The sequence below is a fragment of the Paracoccus sp. DMF genome, from assembly GCF_004407025.1.
In the GTDB taxonomy this organism is placed as follows: Bacteria; Pseudomonadota; Alphaproteobacteria; order Rhodobacterales; family Rhodobacteraceae; genus Paracoccus; species Paracoccus aminovorans_B.
Genome location: NZ_SOKV02000062.1, coordinates 1 through 15,124 on the forward strand (window position 1 = coordinate 1; position 15,124 = coordinate 15,124).

At 67.8% G+C, this 15,124-nt stretch carries 13 protein-coding genes, 1 tRNA gene and 1 pseudogene; 8 read left to right on the forward strand and 7 right to left on the reverse strand.

The features are described 5' to 3' along the window. The first annotated feature begins 233 nt into the window (after window positions 1-233). From E3D03_RS18705 to E3D03_RS18715, 3 genes and pseudogenes are all read left to right on the forward strand, one after another. Window positions 234-686, forward strand: coding sequence for a hypothetical protein (locus tag E3D03_RS18705; protein ID WP_263568205.1), 453 nt, complete (start codon window positions 234-236; stop codon window positions 684-686). A gap of 432 nt (window positions 687-1,118) precedes the next feature. Continuing rightward, window positions 1,119-1,370 (forward strand): hypothetical protein, encoded by a 252-nt coding sequence (locus tag E3D03_RS18710; protein ID WP_263568206.1) that lies wholly within the window; start codon window positions 1,119-1,121, stop codon window positions 1,368-1,370. 1,146 nt (window positions 1,371-2,516) lie between these two features. After that, window positions 2,517-2,833: pseudogene (locus tag E3D03_RS18715) on the forward strand (IS701 family transposase); the annotation flags it as partial. A 354-nt stretch (window positions 2,834-3,187) separates the two neighbouring features. On the opposite strand, the gene E3D03_RS18720 reads toward E3D03_RS18715, so the two are convergent. The 4 genes from E3D03_RS18720 to E3D03_RS18735 form a co-directional block, all read right to left on the reverse strand. Further along, window positions 3,188-4,396 carry a beta-ketoacyl-[acyl-carrier-protein] synthase family protein gene (locus E3D03_RS18720; protein ID WP_062562196.1) on the reverse strand — a complete coding sequence of 403 codons (1,209 nt, stop codon included), beginning with the start codon at window positions 4,394-4,396 and terminating at the stop codon, window positions 3,188-3,190. A 137-nt stretch (window positions 4,397-4,533) separates the two neighbouring features. After that, window positions 4,534-4,794 carry an acyl carrier protein gene (locus E3D03_RS18725; protein WP_062562197.1) on the reverse strand — a complete coding sequence of 87 codons (261 nt, stop codon included), beginning with the start codon at window positions 4,792-4,794 and terminating at the stop codon, window positions 4,534-4,536. 12 nt (window positions 4,795-4,806) lie between these two features. After that, a complete protein-coding gene (locus E3D03_RS18730) occupies window positions 4,807-5,910 on the reverse strand; it encodes a UDP-3-O-(3-hydroxymyristoyl)glucosamine N-acyltransferase (RefSeq protein WP_263568207.1) in 1,104 nt (367 codons plus the stop codon). A gap of 28 nt (window positions 5,911-5,938) precedes the next feature. Further along, window positions 5,939-7,546, reverse strand: a complete 1,608-nt coding sequence (locus E3D03_RS18735) for a murein L,D-transpeptidase (protein ID WP_263568208.1) — start codon at window positions 7,544-7,546, stop codon at window positions 5,939-5,941. 336 nt (window positions 7,547-7,882) lie between these two features. Between E3D03_RS18735 and E3D03_RS18740 the strand changes: the two genes are divergently transcribed. Beyond that, window positions 7,883-8,443: a YcbK family protein gene (locus tag E3D03_RS18740; RefSeq protein ID WP_263568209.1), complete on the forward strand. Its 561-nt coding sequence runs from the start codon at window positions 7,883-7,885 to the stop codon at window positions 8,441-8,443. Window positions 8,444-8,510: 67 nt separating this feature from the next. On the opposite strand, the gene E3D03_RS18745 is transcribed toward E3D03_RS18740, so the two are convergent. After that, window positions 8,511-9,263 (reverse strand): SseB family protein, encoded by a 753-nt coding sequence (locus E3D03_RS18745; protein WP_263568210.1) that lies wholly within the window; start codon window positions 9,261-9,263, stop codon window positions 8,511-8,513. Then, window positions 9,247-9,858, reverse strand: coding sequence for a uracil-DNA glycosylase family protein (locus E3D03_RS18750; RefSeq protein ID WP_263568211.1), 612 nt, complete (start codon window positions 9,856-9,858; stop codon window positions 9,247-9,249). Before E3D03_RS18750 ends, E3D03_RS18745 begins: the two co-directional genes overlap by 17 nt. 183 nt (window positions 9,859-10,041) lie before the next feature. Between E3D03_RS18750 and E3D03_RS18755 the strand changes: the two genes are divergently transcribed. From E3D03_RS18755 to kdsA, 3 genes are read left to right on the forward strand one after another with little or no spacing between them, the layout of a single operon-like run. Continuing rightward, the gene (locus E3D03_RS18755) at window positions 10,042-10,695 is read left to right on the forward strand and encodes an ABC transporter ATP-binding protein (protein WP_062560599.1); all 654 of its coding nucleotides are present in this window, start codon (window positions 10,042-10,044) and stop codon (window positions 10,693-10,695) included. Then, the gene (locus E3D03_RS18760; RefSeq protein WP_263568212.1) at window positions 10,679-12,415 is read left to right on the forward strand and encodes a capsule biosynthesis protein; all 1,737 of its coding nucleotides are present in this window, start codon (window positions 10,679-10,681) and stop codon (window positions 12,413-12,415) included. The genes E3D03_RS18755 and E3D03_RS18760 overlap by 17 nt, the downstream gene beginning before the upstream one ends. Beyond that, complete coding sequence (kdsA, locus tag E3D03_RS18765; protein WP_263568213.1) at window positions 12,412-13,245, forward strand: 3-deoxy-8-phosphooctulonate synthase; 834 nt, start codon at window positions 12,412-12,414, stop codon at window positions 13,243-13,245. Before E3D03_RS18760 ends, kdsA begins: the two co-directional genes overlap by 4 nt. On the opposite strand, the gene E3D03_RS18770 is transcribed toward kdsA, so the two are convergent. Next, window positions 13,246-14,454, reverse strand: coding sequence for an NAD(P)/FAD-dependent oxidoreductase (locus tag E3D03_RS18770; protein WP_263568214.1), 1,209 nt, complete (start codon window positions 14,452-14,454; stop codon window positions 13,246-13,248). A 97-nt stretch (window positions 14,455-14,551) separates the two neighbouring features. Between E3D03_RS18770 and E3D03_RS18775 the strand changes: the two genes are divergently transcribed. After that, a tRNA-Gln gene (locus E3D03_RS18775) sits at window positions 14,552-14,626 on the forward strand. Window positions 14,627-15,124: the final 498 nt, after the last annotated feature.

The following is a 15,124-nucleotide window of genomic DNA, read 5'->3' on the forward strand; positions in this document are numbered from 1 at the left end:
ACGCGCCGTCGCCCCTTCCAAGGCACGTCGGGCGCCCGCGGCAGTCCGGCTGGTGACGGATTACGGCATGATGCGGATTGGCCCGCGAAGCCCAGCAAGCAAGGGGGCAAACTCTTAATCCTGAGAAGAAACCGATAGTTCGTTGTTACATAATCCAGATTATCAGGATTGCAATTCGGCTCTTTCCCTCTATTCTGACGGTGCGAACTGCAAGAATGAGGGAAAGACGATGGATGGACGAAGCGGACACTTCGGAACATCAGCATCAGCTGGTGTTATACACGACCGACGCCACGGGGGCAACAGTGCAGCTGGAAGCCGCGCGGCGGGGTCGTTATCCGAGGAGGTTTCTCACGATGTTCCCGCAAGCGATGGAAGCCCTTGCGAAAATGGACCGTCCTGCCTGCTATCACAGGGCGCTCTATTACTGCCTGTCGCACCTGGACCCCGTTCAGCTGCGCCACCTGTCGGCGCGCGACCTGGCGACGGAGACGCGCCAGAGCATGTCGAGCGCGGAACGGGCGCTGGCGATGCTGGAGGCAGACGGTGTCGTTATCGCGGACGGTCGAAACACAGCCGCGAAAAGGCGGCGGCTGAACAACAATTTGTGTTGGGCATCATCAGCGCACAAGCACAGCGAGACGCCGAGCGACCCGGTGCCGGAGGATGCGCGGGGGCGACAGTAACCCCCGGCGCTGGGCATTCGCGCGCCGGGGTCACGCTCGCCTTGCCTACCTGGGCGGAGGCGGAGAGCCATCTGGCCTTGTCCTTGGCCGGTTTTCAATCGAGCTGGGGAACCTGCCTGACACCGGGCGAGGCGGTCGAAATCGCGGCCTATGCGATGACCTGGCTCGAGCATGGGGGTATTCTGCTGTCCGACCTGTGCGACGGGACCGCGACCGTGACCGTCCCCGCGTGCGGGGCTTGACATGGGGCGCGCATCCACCTTTCCGTTAACCCGGGCTTCACTTTTCAACCGGGGGTTGTGCGCATGGCGCCTTTTCTGTGGTCTCACTTCATGGGGCCGGGCGACCCCGCCCGCCCCCGCCAGCTGCAACCGTTCGGGCCCCGCATCGGCCCGGACGGCGACCCCCGCCACCCCAGCACAGGAGCCCGCCATGTCGGAGCCCGAATTCTATCCCGCGGGCGCTGACCCGATGGAAAGCCACACCACCCTGCGCCTGCGCTGCGCCGCGCAGGCCCGCGAAATCGAAACCCTGCGCCGCGCCTGCGCCGAGCACCGCGCCAAGGCCTGGCGGCTGGAGCAGATCGCCAGCAAGTTTCGGACCATGGCGCCGCAGACCTATGCCCGGGCGGTGTCCGATCACCTGATGGACACCTTGCCAAGCGCGCACCGCCGCCGGCATTGACCCCCCCTGCCCCGGGGCTCGACCCCGGGTTTCGGCTGCTTTCCGTCAGAGGGGGCGGAAATCCCGGCCAGAGCGCGGTGAAATGGGGCGTGCCACAGGCTGCGCGCCGTCCGCGCCACGCATCCGCAGGGGGCCGGCAGAGGCCCGCAAGTGAGCCGGCGCCGGCCCCCTGCCCCGAAGCTGGGCGCCCGCCGCCCGATTCTCCCCCGGTGCGACCGCCGGGGGCCTTTTCATGTCGCGCGCCCCGGCGCCGGGCCGCGCCAGCGGCACGGCGCCGCCACCGGCGGGACGCGCAGCGGCCCGCCGGCAGCGACCGCGCGGCGGGGCGCGGCCATCCCGCCCGCCCCCGGGCAACCGGCCCGGCCCGCCGCCGCCGGGCGCGGGCGCCGAGGCCGGGGCGGGGCGCGGAGCCGGGCGCAAGCCCGAGCGCAGCGCGGCGCCCCGAGCCGGGCCGGCGGGATCGCCGGGCCGGCGGGCCGAAGGGGCGGGGTTGCCGCGCAGCGGCAGGCCCGCCCCGGCGCCACGCATACGGCGGCATCGGCGGGCGCGGGAGGCGCGGCGTCCGGCATCGGGCCGGCGCCGGGTCAACACCTGAAACCCCGCAGGGGCGCCGCCGGGACGCGCCAGCGGCCCGGCGGCGGGGGTTGACGCGGCGCCGGCGCGGTGCCAGCCGCGCGGGCGCCCGACGATGGCGCAACCCCGCGCCTGCCCCCCGGAGCGCAGCGCAGGGGGGCGGGCGCGGGGTTTCATTGTTGCGGGCACCCGCAACCACGGCCGGCCGAGCGCCCGGCTGGGGCGCGGCGGGGCAAGCCGCGGGACCGCGCGCCGGGTCGAGGCCGGCCGTTCGCTGGGCGGGACCGCGCAACCGCGGGGCGGCGGTGCTATGGCGCATTGCGCATCTGGCGAGAGCGCACCCGGCCACCGATCCGGCCCAGCGCCTCGCCAGCGTCGCGGGGCGCGCGAGGCGGGGCCGGATGGCCGGGCGCCAGCACAACCAGCGGGCGACGGCCTCACGATTAAGAAGGAACTTTCCGGCGCATTTGACCTAAATGTCTGCGCACAATCCCGATTATCATAGTGTTTCATCTTCAATTGCAAGAAGCTGTTTGTGAAAATCTGAAGCGCTGCTTCCCCGCTAGTTGCGGCGCTTATGCGAAGTGGCAGACTGTGAGTTGGCGGCGCGGCACGAAAGGCAGCTCCCGCCCGGTTCGCTGCCATGCGTATCCGCGTCGCCGACGGATCGCCGCTACGCTTTTGGCAAGCCGCTGGGTCGGTGAGCAAGCCCATCAGAAACTCGAGGAAGAGTTGGCCTTGACCATTTCGAGGGTCGATCATGGCGGAGCCTGCACCGATATGCGATCGTGACCATGATCGCGTTCGCCTTCCTGCAAGTCTGCCGCCTGAAGGCAGCGAGTCGAAAAAGGGCCCCTAACTCCCCCGTCGCAACCGAGCCTACCAGCCATCAGGCAGACGATCTCGGTCCGGTTCACTCAGCCGCCGCCCCAACTGTCCCTACTGCCGTAGGAAGTGGGGACAAATGCCCAACACACTTCTCAAAGGCGACCGGCGGCACCGTTTCCATTCAGGAAGCGTTGATGATCGACGAACCTTCGCTCAAGCTATTCTTCATCGAAAATATCCCCCTCGGGCAGCATTTTCTGCTTCCGCCGATTTTTGATGGTCAAGCTAAGTACGGAAAATGCCGAACGGTGGGGTGGTTTTCAAACCAATTCCTGGCTGCAGTGCCGCGGTCGAAGCGGCATTCTTTGTACGTCGTTACAGCAAGAAAGGCGCCGCAGACCGGCGCTTCTCGTTTCTTACGCCTTGCGCAGCGCGATCACCGCGTTCAGGCCGCCAAAGGCGAAGGCGTTCGAGAGCACCGCCTCGACCCGCGCCTCGCGCGCGGTGTTCGGCACCACGTCCAGCGCGCATTCCGGGTCCGGCTCCTCATAGCCGATGGTCGGCGCGATCACGCCGTCGCGCAGCGCCATGATGCAGGCCAAGAGCTCGACCGCGCCGGTGCCGCCGATCAGGTGGCCGTGCATCGACTTGGTGGATGAGATCATCAGCCGGTCGGCGTGATGGCCGAAGGCATGGGCCACCGCGGCGCATTCGGTCTTGTCATTCGCCGCCGTGCCAGTGCCATGGGCATTGATATAGCCCACTTCCTCGGGGCGCATATGCGCGTCCAGCATGGCATTGGTGATGGTGCGCTCGGCGCCGATGGCCGAGGGCATGACGATGTCCTGCGCATCCGCCGACATGGAAAAACCCACCACCTCGGCCAGGATGTCGGCGCCGCGCGCCACCGCGTGCTCCCAGTCCTCGAAGACGAAGACCCCTGCCCCTTCGCCCTGCACCATACCGTTGCGGGTGGCCGAGAATGGGCGGCAGGCGTCCTTGGACATGACGCGCAGGCCTTCCCAGGCCTTGACGCCGCCAAAGCACAGCATCGCCTCGGACCCGCCGGTCAGCATCACCGTCGCCGCGCCCGAGCGCACCATGTTGAAAGCCATGCCCATGGCGTGGTTGGAACTGGCGCAGGCCGTCGCCACGGTGAAGCTGGGGCCCAGAAGCCCGTATTCCAGCGAGACATGCGAACAGGCCGCGTTGTTCATCAGCTTGGGCACGACGAATGGGTGGACGCGGTTCTTGCCCTCTTCATAGACAGTGCGGTAATTCTCGTCCCAGGTGTTCATGCCGCCGGCGGCGGTGCCCAGAACCACGCCCGAGCGCAGGCCCAGTTCGCCCTCGAACACCAGGCCGGATTGCTCGACCGCCTCGCGCGCGGCGAGCAGGGTGAATTGGGTGAACTTGTCGTAGAGGACGATCTGCTGGCGGTTGAAATAGGTCTCCGCCTCCCAGTCGCGAACCTGGCCGCCGATGCGGATCGCCAGCCGCTCGACATCGCGGAATTCCAGCGGACCGATGCCGCAGCGCCCCTCGCGCATGGCCTCGAAGGTCGCAGGCACGTCGCGCCCCAGCGCGTTGACCGTGCCCATGCCGGTGATCGCCACCCGGCGCATCCCGTTGGCGTGACGGCCCATGATGACGCGGCCCAGCAGAGTGCGCGCCGCCTTGGTCGCGCTTTTCATCTTGCCCTTGACCTTGGCGGTCTTGCGTTCGGCCTTTGGCGGCTTCTCGCCCTTCAGCTTCTTGGCGCTCATGCCTTTTCAGCGACCAGCTTTTCCACCGCCGAGACGATGGCGCCCAGCGTCGAGATGTCGAACTCGGACTTTTCCGGCTCGTTGGCGTTGAAGGGCACCGAGATGTCGAAGGCTTCCTCGATGGCGAAGATCGACTCGACCAGGCCCAGGCTGTCGATGCCGATGTCCTGCGGCGACATGTCGAGCTTCAGCTCCGAAGGGTCCAGCATCGCCTGTTCGGCGACGATGCGGATGATGCGGTCGCGGACTTCTGTCATATCGGTCTCCATTCAGGCCTTGTCGGCGTCGGGGCGCTTGTCCAACAAGTTCTTAACAGTTTCACGAAGCTCTGCCACCTGCGCGTAAAGCCGCGGCAGACGGCGGATGTTCTTCTGCGCCTCGACATGGGTTTCCATCTTGACCGCCGGGCTGCCCAGCAGCACGCGGCCGGCGGGCGCGTTGGTGAAGATCTTGGTGGCGCCACCGGCGATCACGTCGTCGCCGACGAAGATATTGTCCGAGACGCCGACCTGCCCGCCCAGCACCACCCGGTTGCCGATCCGGGCCGAGCCGGCGACCCCGACCAGGCCGCAAAGCAGGCTGTCCTCGCCCACGACGCAATTGTGGCCGATCTGCACGAGGTTGTCGATCTTGGTGCCCCGACCGATGCGGGTGGCGCGGATGGTGCCGCGGTCGATGGTCGAATTGGCGCCGACCTCGACATCGTCGCCGATCTCGACCCCGCCCAGCGAATGGATGCGGGTCCAGTGCTGCTGGCGGATCTCGGCGCGCTCGCCCAGGGTGTGGCGGATCTCCTCGACGCCGGATTTCTCGGGGGTGACGAAAGAGAAGCCGTCGCCGCCGATCGAGACGCCGGGGTTCAGGATCACCCGGTCGCCGATGCTGACGCCATGGGCGATGCGCACGCCGGGATGGAGCAGCGCATCCACCCCGATCACCGTATCCGGCCCGATCGAAACATGGGCGGCGATGCGCGCCCCTGCCCCGATGCGCACCCGCGCGCCGATCACCACGAAGGGACCGATGGCGGCGCCCTCGGCGATCTCGGCGCTGGGGTCGATCACGGTGGTTGGATGGATGCCCGGGGCGATGCCCGGGCCGGGATCGAAGGCGCGCGTCAGCCCCGCCATGGCCAGGCGCGGCCGTGCGACCAGGATCGCGGCCTTCAACCCCAGAGCCTCGGGGTCGCTGCCGTCGGCGAGCAGCGCCATGCCGCCCGGCGCCAGTTTCTCGGCATAGGCGGGCGTGGTCGCCAGGGCGATCTGGCCGGGGCCCGCCTGCCCAGCCTCGGCTGCACCAGTAACGGTCAGACTGCCGTCGCCCCACAGGCGGGCGTCAAGGGCTCGGGCCAGGTCGGCGATGGTGACGGTCATGCGGGCTCCCCTGTCGTTGGGGCAGTATCTATTCACCCGCAGCGGCAGAATCCAGCCCGGCCTTGACCAGCGCGGCGTGAACCAGCGCGTCGCGGCCATAGATGTCGGGGAAACGCCGGATCTGCCCGGTCTCGTCCGGGAAGGCGGTGAAATAGACCAGATGCACCGGCACCGGCGGGCGCAGGTTCAGATAGGTCTCGCGCCCCGAGGCCAGCGCCTTGGAGAACACCGCATCGGGGTCCGCGACCTGCGGCCGCAAGAGCTCATGCGCCAGGTCGACCGGCCGGCCGATGCGGATGCAGCCATGCGAATAGGCCCGGCTCGACTGGTTGAACAGGTGTTTGGTCGGGGTGTCGTGCAGGTAGATGTTCCAGGGGTTCGGGAACATGAACTTCACCTGCCCCAGGGCATTGTCGTCGCTGGGCTTCTGGCGCATCCGGTAAGGGAAGGTCTTGGCCGAATACTTGCGGAAGTCGATGCGGTCGCGCGCGATCACGTTGCCGGCGCCATCGACCACGTCCAGGTGGCTGACCGCGTTGCGATTGGCCTGCAGCCGAGGTAGGTATTCCTTGACGGTGATCGAGCGCGGCACGTTCCAGCGCGGATTCACCACCAGGTATTTCATCGTCTCGCTGAACTCGGGGGTTTCGAATTCCTGGTTGGCCTTGCCGATGACCACGCGGGTCTCGAAGATTTCCTGGCCGCCGTCATAGATGCGGGCGTTGAACTCGGGCAGGTTTACCCAGACATGGCGCGCGTTCAGGTCGTGGCCGTTCATCCAGCGCATCCGCTCCAGCGCCACCAGGATGGCGTCGGCCTCGGGGCCGGTGCCACGGTTCAGCCGGGCGACGGTGCGCGGCCCGGCGACGCCGTCAGCCGGCAGGCCCACCGCCTGCTGGAAACCGGCGACCGCCTGGGCCAGGGGCGCATCGAAGGTCACCGGGCTCGCGGTCGGCGCGGCGGCAAAGCCGATGGCGGCCAGCCGCAGCCGCAGCGCGGCGACGGCCGGATCGCTGGTGCCTTCGCGCCACAGTCCTTCGGGCACCGCCGGCATGCCCTGCGGCACGACGAAGCGCGCCTGTTTCGCCAAGGCATCGCGCAGCGCCTGATAGCGGGCATCCTGCGAGGGCAGCCCCGCCAGCACCGAGGCCGGGTCGGTCGCGCCGGCATAGGCTCGCAGCAGGTTGCCGGTGCGCGGCCGCGTCACCTCGCGCCGGATGCCGGATTCGACCTTGCGCGGATCCAGGATGCCGCCGGTGATGTCGTGGCTCCAATCGGCGAAGACCCGGGCGAATTCCAGTTCCTCGTCGATGGAATCCGGATCGAAGCCGTCCAGCCGGCGCAGGGCCGCCTGGCGATAGCGCGCGGCAGGCAGGCCATGCGATTCCGCCTGCCCCACCGCGTCGATCAGCGCCGCGCGCCGGGCGGCGCCCCCCTGCCCCAGAAAGATCGGCTTCAGCCCGTTGGTGCCATAGAAATCCGCCAGCGCCGGAAAGCGCGCAACCTGCCGCGCCAGCTGCATTTCCTGTTCGGAAAAGGCCAGCCGTGGGGCCGGAAGGGTGGCTACCGGCGCCGCTTCCAGCGCCTGCGCCAGCATCGGGCGCGGCACGACGGCCAGCAGCCCGACAACAACCATGGCGCGAATCAATCTTGCGGTAGACACCTTTTACATTTCCTTTCCCGGTGGCGGAAATCTTCGCATCGGCGGGATTTGCGGTCCAGCGCCGGCAGACTTTTCTTGCACCGGTGATGCGGCCCGAGCACGCCCCCGCAAAATTCTGCTGCCGGGTTCCGAATCGGTTGCGCGATCGGCGGAAACCCGCCGAGAATGGCGGAACTTCGCCGCGCCCGGAATCAAATGCTTCCCTCCGCTCGCGCGGCGGTGACATATTCTTAATCAGTTCCGGCTAAACCGGGACGGGTCGCTCCACCATGGGCGGCGACACAAACGAAGCAGGACAGGCGATCTGACATGACGTTTGAAACCATCTCGCGACGGGGCATTCTTGGTGCCTTCGCAGCGACGACTGTGGCAGCCGCGCCGGTTATGGCCAATGCCTTCGGGCTGCTGCGGGGCGCCGGCGACATCCGCCGCATCCGCATGTATTCCGGGCGCACCGGGGAAAGCATCGACACCGTCTATTGGGTCGATGGCAAATATATCCGCGACGCCCTGAATGAAATCAACGTGTTCATGCGCGACTGGCGCACGGGCCAGGTGATCGGGATCGACCCGCGCACCGTCGACATCGCCGCAGCCTCGCACCGGCTGCTGCAAACCAACGAACCCTACATGATGCTGTCGGGCTATCGCTCGCCCAAGACCAACGCCATGCTGCGTTCGCGGTCCTCGGGCGTGGCCAGGAACTCGCTGCACATGGTGGGCAAGGCTGCCGACCTGCGCCTGAAATCGCGCTCGGTCGGACAGATGTACAAGGCCGCTGCCGCCTGCCAGGCGGGGGGCGTCGGCAAATATTCGCGCTCGAACTTCGTCCATATGGACTGCGGCCCGGTCCGCCATTGGGGCGCCTGACTCGCGAAAGATCACAATCCGATGATCACGCAAAGACCCGCCCCTTGGGGCGGGTTTTCGTTTGCGCCTAGCGCAGCCGCGGCGGCGCCTTGGGATCGCGGCGCACCGGCTCGGGCGCAGGTTCCGGCGGCGGCGGCGCCAGGATCAGGGCGCCTGCGGGCGGCGCGCCCGCCGCGAAGCCGATGTCGACGCCCCCCGGCAGTTCGGGCAGGAAGGCCAGCAACTCGGCCAGCGCCTTGGCGACGGCTGGCTGGTGTTCGGCCGCGACGCCTTGAGGCATCAGCAGATGGCTGAGGCGCCCATCCGGCCATTCGGCCAGCACCAGCGCCAGGCTTTCCACCACCCCGCGCATGTCCGCCAGCCGCTGCGCCAGCGGCCCGGCCAAGGCCGCCGCCACCTCGGGCAGAGGCGCGCCAAGCCGCCGCGCCGCCGACTCGGATGCCATGCTGGGGCGAGCCTCAAGCGCCTCGACCAGCCAGGCCAGCATCGGCGCATCCAGCATCAGCTGCGAGGCATGGCCGGGGTTGACCAGCAGCCCCTGCCCTTCGGATGCCAGCGCCTGCGCCAGCACCCGGCCCGGCAGGCCGACATAGGCGACCGGCCCGCCGATGAAGCCCGCCAGCCGCTCCTCGTTGTCGCAGGCCAGCGCGAAGCGACCCTCGGGCAGGTCGAACATGCGCAGCTCGGCCGCGTCGGCGACGGGTTCCGCCACCAGCGCGGCGAAAAGCGCGCTATCGGCCAGGCGCGACAGGATCAGGGCGCGGGCCGGAGCGTCGGCCTCGTGAAAGGGGATCTGGCAAAGCTCATCCAGCGGGGTCATCGGGCTCTCTCAGCAAATCGGCGACGGCGGCGCGCAGCTCGGGCAGAAGCTCGGCCTGAAACCAGGGATTGCGCCGCAGCCAGGCGGTATTGCGCCAGGACGGATGAGGCAAGGGAAAGATGTGCGGCGCATGATCGCGCCAGCCCGCCACCGTGGCGGTGACGCCGCCCTTCGCGCCCAGGTGCCAGCGCTGCGCATGGCCACCGACCAGCAGCGTCAGCCGGGGCCGCAGCCGCGCCATGACCCTGTCGCGCCAGGTCAGCGCGCAAAGCGGCGGCGGCGGCAGGTCCGAGCCCTTGGCGTCATAGCCCGGAAAGCAGAAGGCCATCGGCACGATGGCGACGCGGCGCCGGTCGTAGAATTCCTCGGCCGAAACCGCCATCCAGTCGCGCAGCCGGTCGCCCGAGCGGTCGGCAAAGGGCCGCCCCGCTTCATGCACGCGCAGGCCGGGCGCCTGGCCCACGATCAGGATGCGCGCGCCGGGCCGGAACCAGACCACCGGCCGCGGCGCGTGGCGGGTCGTGGTCGCGGCGAAGCGCGGCGCGCAAAGCCGGCAGGCCGAGATCTCATGCACAAGCTGGGAGGAGCGGGTCATCCCCGGCAGATATGCGCGCAATGCCCGATAAAAAAGAGTTGGGCCTTCACGATATTTCAAGCATTGATCGGCCAAGGTGGACAGCGCAGGCCCCTGCGCATAATGTCCGCGAAATCCGCCGGGCAGCACGTGCGGCGGGTTCAACATGGCGGCCGCAGCAAAAGCGCGGCTCGGGACGGGCTGATGATCGAATTCGACGATGTCTCCAAGTCGTTCTGGACCGGGACGCAGCGCAAGGTGATCCTCGAACGGGCCTCGTTCCGCATCGAGTTGGGGCGCTCGATGGGCATCCTGGCGCCGAACGGCACCGGCAAGACCACGATCATCAACATGATGTGCGGGCTGGAAAAGCCCGACGAGGGCACGATCCGCACCGATTGCCGGGTCTCGTTCCCGCTGGGCTTCATGGGCGGCATCACCGGCACCATGAGCGCGAACGAAAACGCCCGCTTCATCGCCCGCATCTATGGGCTCGACCCGGATTATGTCGAGGCGTTCTGCCGCTGGCTGACCGACATCGACGAATATTTCGACATGCCCGTCGGCACCTACAGCGCCGGCATGCGCTCGCGCTTCACCTTCTCGCTGATGCTGGCGCTGGAATTCGACGTCTACCTGATCGACGAGGGCATGCCGACCACCACCGATGCGGAGTTCAACCGCAAGGCCGGCTCCGTCCTGTATGACCGGCTGAAATCGGCGACGGTGGTGGTGGTCTCGCACCAGGCGCAGACCATCGAGAAATTCTGCAGCTCCGCCGCGGTGCTGCGCAACGGCAAGCTTTATCAGTTCGAAACCCTCGAAGAGGCCAAGCAATATTATGACTACACCGCCTAAGGCCCGCGCCTATCGCATCACCCGCGAGGAATCGGTCCTGGCGGTCAGTCGCGGCTCGAATGCGGTCGAGACGGCGCGCAAGGTGCAGATCTCGGTGCAGAAACGCGACCCGGCGCAGCGCCCGCAGACCGCGCCGGAGGAGCTGTTCGCGGCGGCGGCCGGCGACGACGGCTTCGGCGACATGCGCTTTCCCGGCGCCGCGCCGCGGGCGCCGGCCGCATCGGCGCCAACCCCGATGGCCGAGCGCATCGCCGCCGTCCGGGCCGAGAATCTGACCGACCGCCAGCTGCGCATGGCCCGCCGCATCGCCGCCATGCACGAGATCGACGTCGAATCGGACCATGAGGCGGTGGTGATGCTGCGCGATCGCGGCATCGACCCGTTCCACCGCGCCGCCGTCGGCAAGATCCTGTCCGAGGAGGGCGCGCGGGCCCAGGCCGAGGCTGCGCCGAACACCATGCCGGTGCCGACCCGCAAGAACAGCCCCGCACGCCGCGGCCGCGGCAGCGAGATCGTGCCGCTGCCGCCCGGCCAGACCAACCTGCCCTCGCGCGAGGCGCTGACCGAGGATCGCCGCGCCGCCGAGATCATCCGCATCCAGCAGGACATCGCCCGCCGCCGGCGCCGCAAGCTGATGATGCTGGCGGCACGGCTGATCGCGCTGGTGGGCCTGCCGACCGTGATCGCGGCCTGGTATTACTTCACCGTCGCGACGCCGCTTTACGCCACCATCTCGCAGTTCCAGATCCAGCAGGCCGAGAAATCCAGCTCGGGCAGCCTGGGCGGGCTGTTCAGCGGCACGCAGCTGGCGACCAACACCGACTCGGTATCGGTGCAAAGCTACCTGACCTCGCGCGACGCCATGCTGCGGCTCGACAAGGACCTGGGCTTCAAGCAGGCGTTCCAGAACCCCGCCATCGACCCGGTGCTGCGCCTGGCGTCCGATGCGACCAACGAACAGGCCTACAAGCTGTACCAGAATTCGGTGAAGATCGGCTATGACCCGACCGAGGGCGTGGTCAACATGGAGGTGATCGCGCCGGATCCGAAGCTCAGCCAGGAATTCTCGCTGGCCCTGATCAAATATGCCGAGGGCCAGGTCGACCAGATGACCGCGCGCCTGCGCGAGGACCAGATGAAGGGCTCGGTCGAAAGCTATCAGGACGCCGAGGAAAAGGTGCTGCAAGCCCAGCGGCGGGTGCAGGAGTTGCAGCAGAAGCTGGGCGTGCTCGACCCGGTGGCCGAGGGTTCGGTCATCATGGGCCATATCGCCGAGCTCGAGCGCCAGCTGGCCGAGAAGAAGCTGGAACTGGGCCAGCTGCAATCCAACGCCCGCCCGAACCAGAGCCGCGTCGCCGGCGTCCAGGGCGATATCGGCCGGCTTGAGCAGATGCTGGCCGACACCCGCGGCCAGCTGACCGAGGACAGCAATGCGCGCGGCTCGCTGGCCTCGATCTCGGGCGAGATCCGCATCGCCGAATCCGACCTGATGACCCGGCAGGAGCTGCTGGCCGCCGCCGCCGCGCAGATGGAGAATGCGCGGATCGAGGCCAACAAGCAGGTCCGCTATCTTTCGCTCTCGGTCGCACCCGTCCCCCCGGACGAGGCGACCTATCCCAAGGCTTTCCAGAACACGATCGTCGCCTTCCTGATCTTCTCGGGCATCTACCTGATGCTCTCGCTGACGGCCTCGATCCTGCGCGAACAGGTGTCCTCATGAACCATGTCCAGATCGGCAACGTGACCTTCGGCAACGACCTGCCGCTGGCGGTGATTGCCGGCCCCTGCCAGCTGGAAACGCTGGACCACGCCCTGATGATCGCCGAGACCATGGCCGAGGCCTGCCGCCGGGCCGGCGCGGGCTATGTTTTCAAGGCCAGCTACGACAAGGCCAACCGCACCTCGCTGAAGGGCCGGCGCGGCATCGGCATCGAAGAGGGCTTGCGCATGCTGGAAGAGGTGCGCGCCCGCATCGGTTGCCCGGTGCTGACCGACGTCCATGACATCACGCAGGCCCGCATGGCCGGCGCCGTGGTCGACGTGATCCAGATCCCGGCCTTCCTGTCGCGCCAGACCGACCTGCTGCTGGCGGCGGGCGAGACCGGCGCGGTGGTCAATATCAAGAAGGGCCAGTTCCTGGCGCCCTGGGACATGCCGAACGTCGCCGACAAGGTCGCCTCGACCGGCAACCGGCGCATCATGCTGACCGAGCGCGGCGTCAGCTTCGGCTACAACACCCTGGTCGCAGACATGCGCAGCCTGCCGATCATGGCCCGCACCGGCTGGCCGGTGATCATGGACGCCACGCATTCCGTGCAGCAGCCCGGCGGCCAGGGCGGCTCCTCGGGCGGGCAGCGCGAATTCGCGCCGGTGATGGCGCGGGCCGCGGTTTCGCTGGGCGTCGCCGGCGTCTTCATCGAGACGCATCAGGATCCCGACAACGCGCCCTCGGACGGGCCGAACATGATCCAGCTGGACCGCATGCCGGACCTGGTCGCCTCGCTGATGCGGTTCGACGCGCTGGCGAAATCCGATCCGGTGATGGGCTGATCAGCCGGCCGCGATGGCCTTGGCCGCGGCATGGGCCGAGGCCCAGGCCCATTGGAAGTTGTAGCCGCCAAGCCAGCCGGTGACGTCCACGACCTCGCCGATGAAATAGAGCCCGGGCACGGCCTTGGCCTGCATGCTGCGCGAATCGAGCCCGCGCGTGTCGACGCCACCCACCGTGACCTCGGCCGTGCGCCAGCCTTCCGAGCCGACGGGGCGCAGCTGCCAGCGATTGACCCGGTTTGCGAGGCGATCCAGCGCCGCATTGCCCTGGTCGGCCAGCCGCGCGCCGGCCAGGCCAAGCTCGGCGCAGACCGCCTCGGCCAGCCGCGTCGGCAGCCAGCGCGACAGAGCCGTGCCAAGGGCGACCCGACCGCCCTGCCCGCGCAGCTCGCGCAACGCCGCCGACAGATCAAGCTCGGGCGCCAGATCGACGATGATCGGCTCGCCCGGCCGCCAGAAGCTCGAGACCTGCAGGATGGCCGGTCCCGACAGCCCGCGATGGGTAAAGAGCAACCCGTCGCGAAACCGCGTCCGGCCGCGCCCGCTGCCATGCACGACCTCGGCGGTCAGCGACAGACCTGCCAGCGGCCGGCACAGGTCCAGATCCTGCGCGGCAAAGGTCAGCGGAACCAACCCGGCCCGAGGCTCGACCAGGTCAAGCCCGAAGCGCGTGGCGATGTCGTAGCCGATACCGGTCGCCCCCATCTTCGGGATCGACTTGCCGCCGCTGGCCACCACCAGCCGCCGCGTCCTGAGCGCGCCCTGCGGCCCGCGCAGCACGAAGCCTCCCGGTTCGGGATCGACCGCATCGACCCTCGTCTCCAGCCGCAACTCGCAGCCGCGCATGCGATGCAGCAGCAAGTCGACGATCTGCCGCGCGCTGCCGTCGCAGAAAAGCTGCCCCAGCGTCTTCTCGTGCCAGGCGATGCCTGCCCGGTCCACCAGATCGACGAAATCCCGCGCTGTGAACCCCGCCAGCGCCGAGGCGCAGAAGCGCGGATTGCGCGACAGAAAGCGGTCGGGCGCACTCGCCAGGTTGGTGAAATTGCAGCGCCCACCGCCCGAGATGCGGATCTTTTCGCCCGGTGCCCTGGCGTGATCCAGCACGGCGATGCGTCCCGCGCCGCCCGGCGCCTCGACGAGAATCGAGCCGGCGCAGAAAAGCCCTGCCGCGCCGGCACCCAGAATGACGGTATCGAACTGTTCCATGGCGGGCGCTTACCGGCCTGAACTTTCGTCCACAAGAAAATTCGGAAATGCCTCTTGCACCCCCCTGCCAGCTTGGCTAGATACGCCTCCACAGAGTTGGGGCGTGGCCAAGTGGTAAGGCAACGGTTTTTGGTACCGTGTACCGTAGGTTCGAATCCTACCGCCCCAGCCATTGAATTTTCCTGTTAAAATTCAGATAGTTAGCAGCGCAACGCGGATCGCATGTGTTACAACCATATGTGTGTTCCACACGGTGCGCGGCACCCGTTCCCCGGACTCACCCGCCCAGCAGAAAGGGCGAGGATCGCTCCCCGCCCTTCCAATCATCACCACTAAGTAAGGCTCTTTGGTGCCGCGCGACCGAAAGGTTAGTCGCCGCACCATGACGGGGTTTGACCGGAATAAGGTCGCGCACTCACCGTCTAATCGCAGCGCGTTTCATGGGAAGCTACCACCGGGCCGCGCCAGTCCTACATTGTCTTTACGGCTAGCGCGGTGATCCGTCTCATGGGATCAGGCGGCTTCTTTCGTATCCAAAGCCAGATGTTCAACCGTGTAGTCGGTCGGGATAGCGAACGGGACAATTTCCTTTTCGCCGCGCCCGGTTAAGCAAAGGGCAACGTCATACTTCCAGAACTTAGGTCATGTTGACAAAACGGGATTCCACTGG

Excerpts from the sequence above, each read along its gene's own strand:
- E3D03_RS18705 (WP_263568205.1), top strand. The coding sequence starts at position 234 with ATGGACGAAGCGGACACTTCGGAACATCAGCATCAGCTGGTGTTATAC.
- E3D03_RS18710 (WP_263568206.1), top strand. The coding sequence starts at position 1,119 with ATGTCGGAGCCCGAATTCTATCCCGCGGGCGCTGACCCGATGGAAAGC.
- E3D03_RS18720 (WP_062562196.1), bottom strand. The coding sequence starts at position 4,396 with ATGCGCCGGGTGGCGATCACCGGCATGGGCACGGTCAACGCGCTGGGG.
- E3D03_RS18725 (WP_062562197.1), bottom strand. The coding sequence starts at position 4,794 with ATGACAGAAGTCCGCGACCGCATCATCCGCATCGTCGCCGAACAGGCG.
- E3D03_RS18730 (WP_263568207.1), bottom strand. The coding sequence starts at position 5,910 with ATGACCGTCACCATCGCCGACCTGGCCCGAGCCCTTGACGCCCGCCTG.
- E3D03_RS18735 (WP_263568208.1), bottom strand. The coding sequence starts at position 7,546 with ATGGTTGTTGTCGGGCTGCTGGCCGTCGTGCCGCGCCCGATGCTGGCG.
- E3D03_RS18740 (WP_263568209.1), top strand. The coding sequence starts at position 7,883 with ATGACGTTTGAAACCATCTCGCGACGGGGCATTCTTGGTGCCTTCGCA.
- E3D03_RS18745 (WP_263568210.1), bottom strand. The coding sequence starts at position 9,263 with ATGACCCCGCTGGATGAGCTTTGCCAGATCCCCTTTCACGAGGCCGAC.
- E3D03_RS18750 (WP_263568211.1), bottom strand. The coding sequence starts at position 9,858 with ATGACCCGCTCCTCCCAGCTTGTGCATGAGATCTCGGCCTGCCGGCTT.
- E3D03_RS18755 (WP_062560599.1), top strand. The coding sequence starts at position 10,042 with ATGATCGAATTCGACGATGTCTCCAAGTCGTTCTGGACCGGGACGCAG.
- E3D03_RS18760 (WP_263568212.1), top strand. The coding sequence starts at position 10,679 with ATGACTACACCGCCTAAGGCCCGCGCCTATCGCATCACCCGCGAGGAA.
- kdsA (WP_263568213.1), top strand. The coding sequence starts at position 12,412 with ATGAACCATGTCCAGATCGGCAACGTGACCTTCGGCAACGACCTGCCG.
- E3D03_RS18770 (WP_263568214.1), bottom strand. The coding sequence starts at position 14,454 with ATGGAACAGTTCGATACCGTCATTCTGGGTGCCGGCGCGGCAGGGCTT.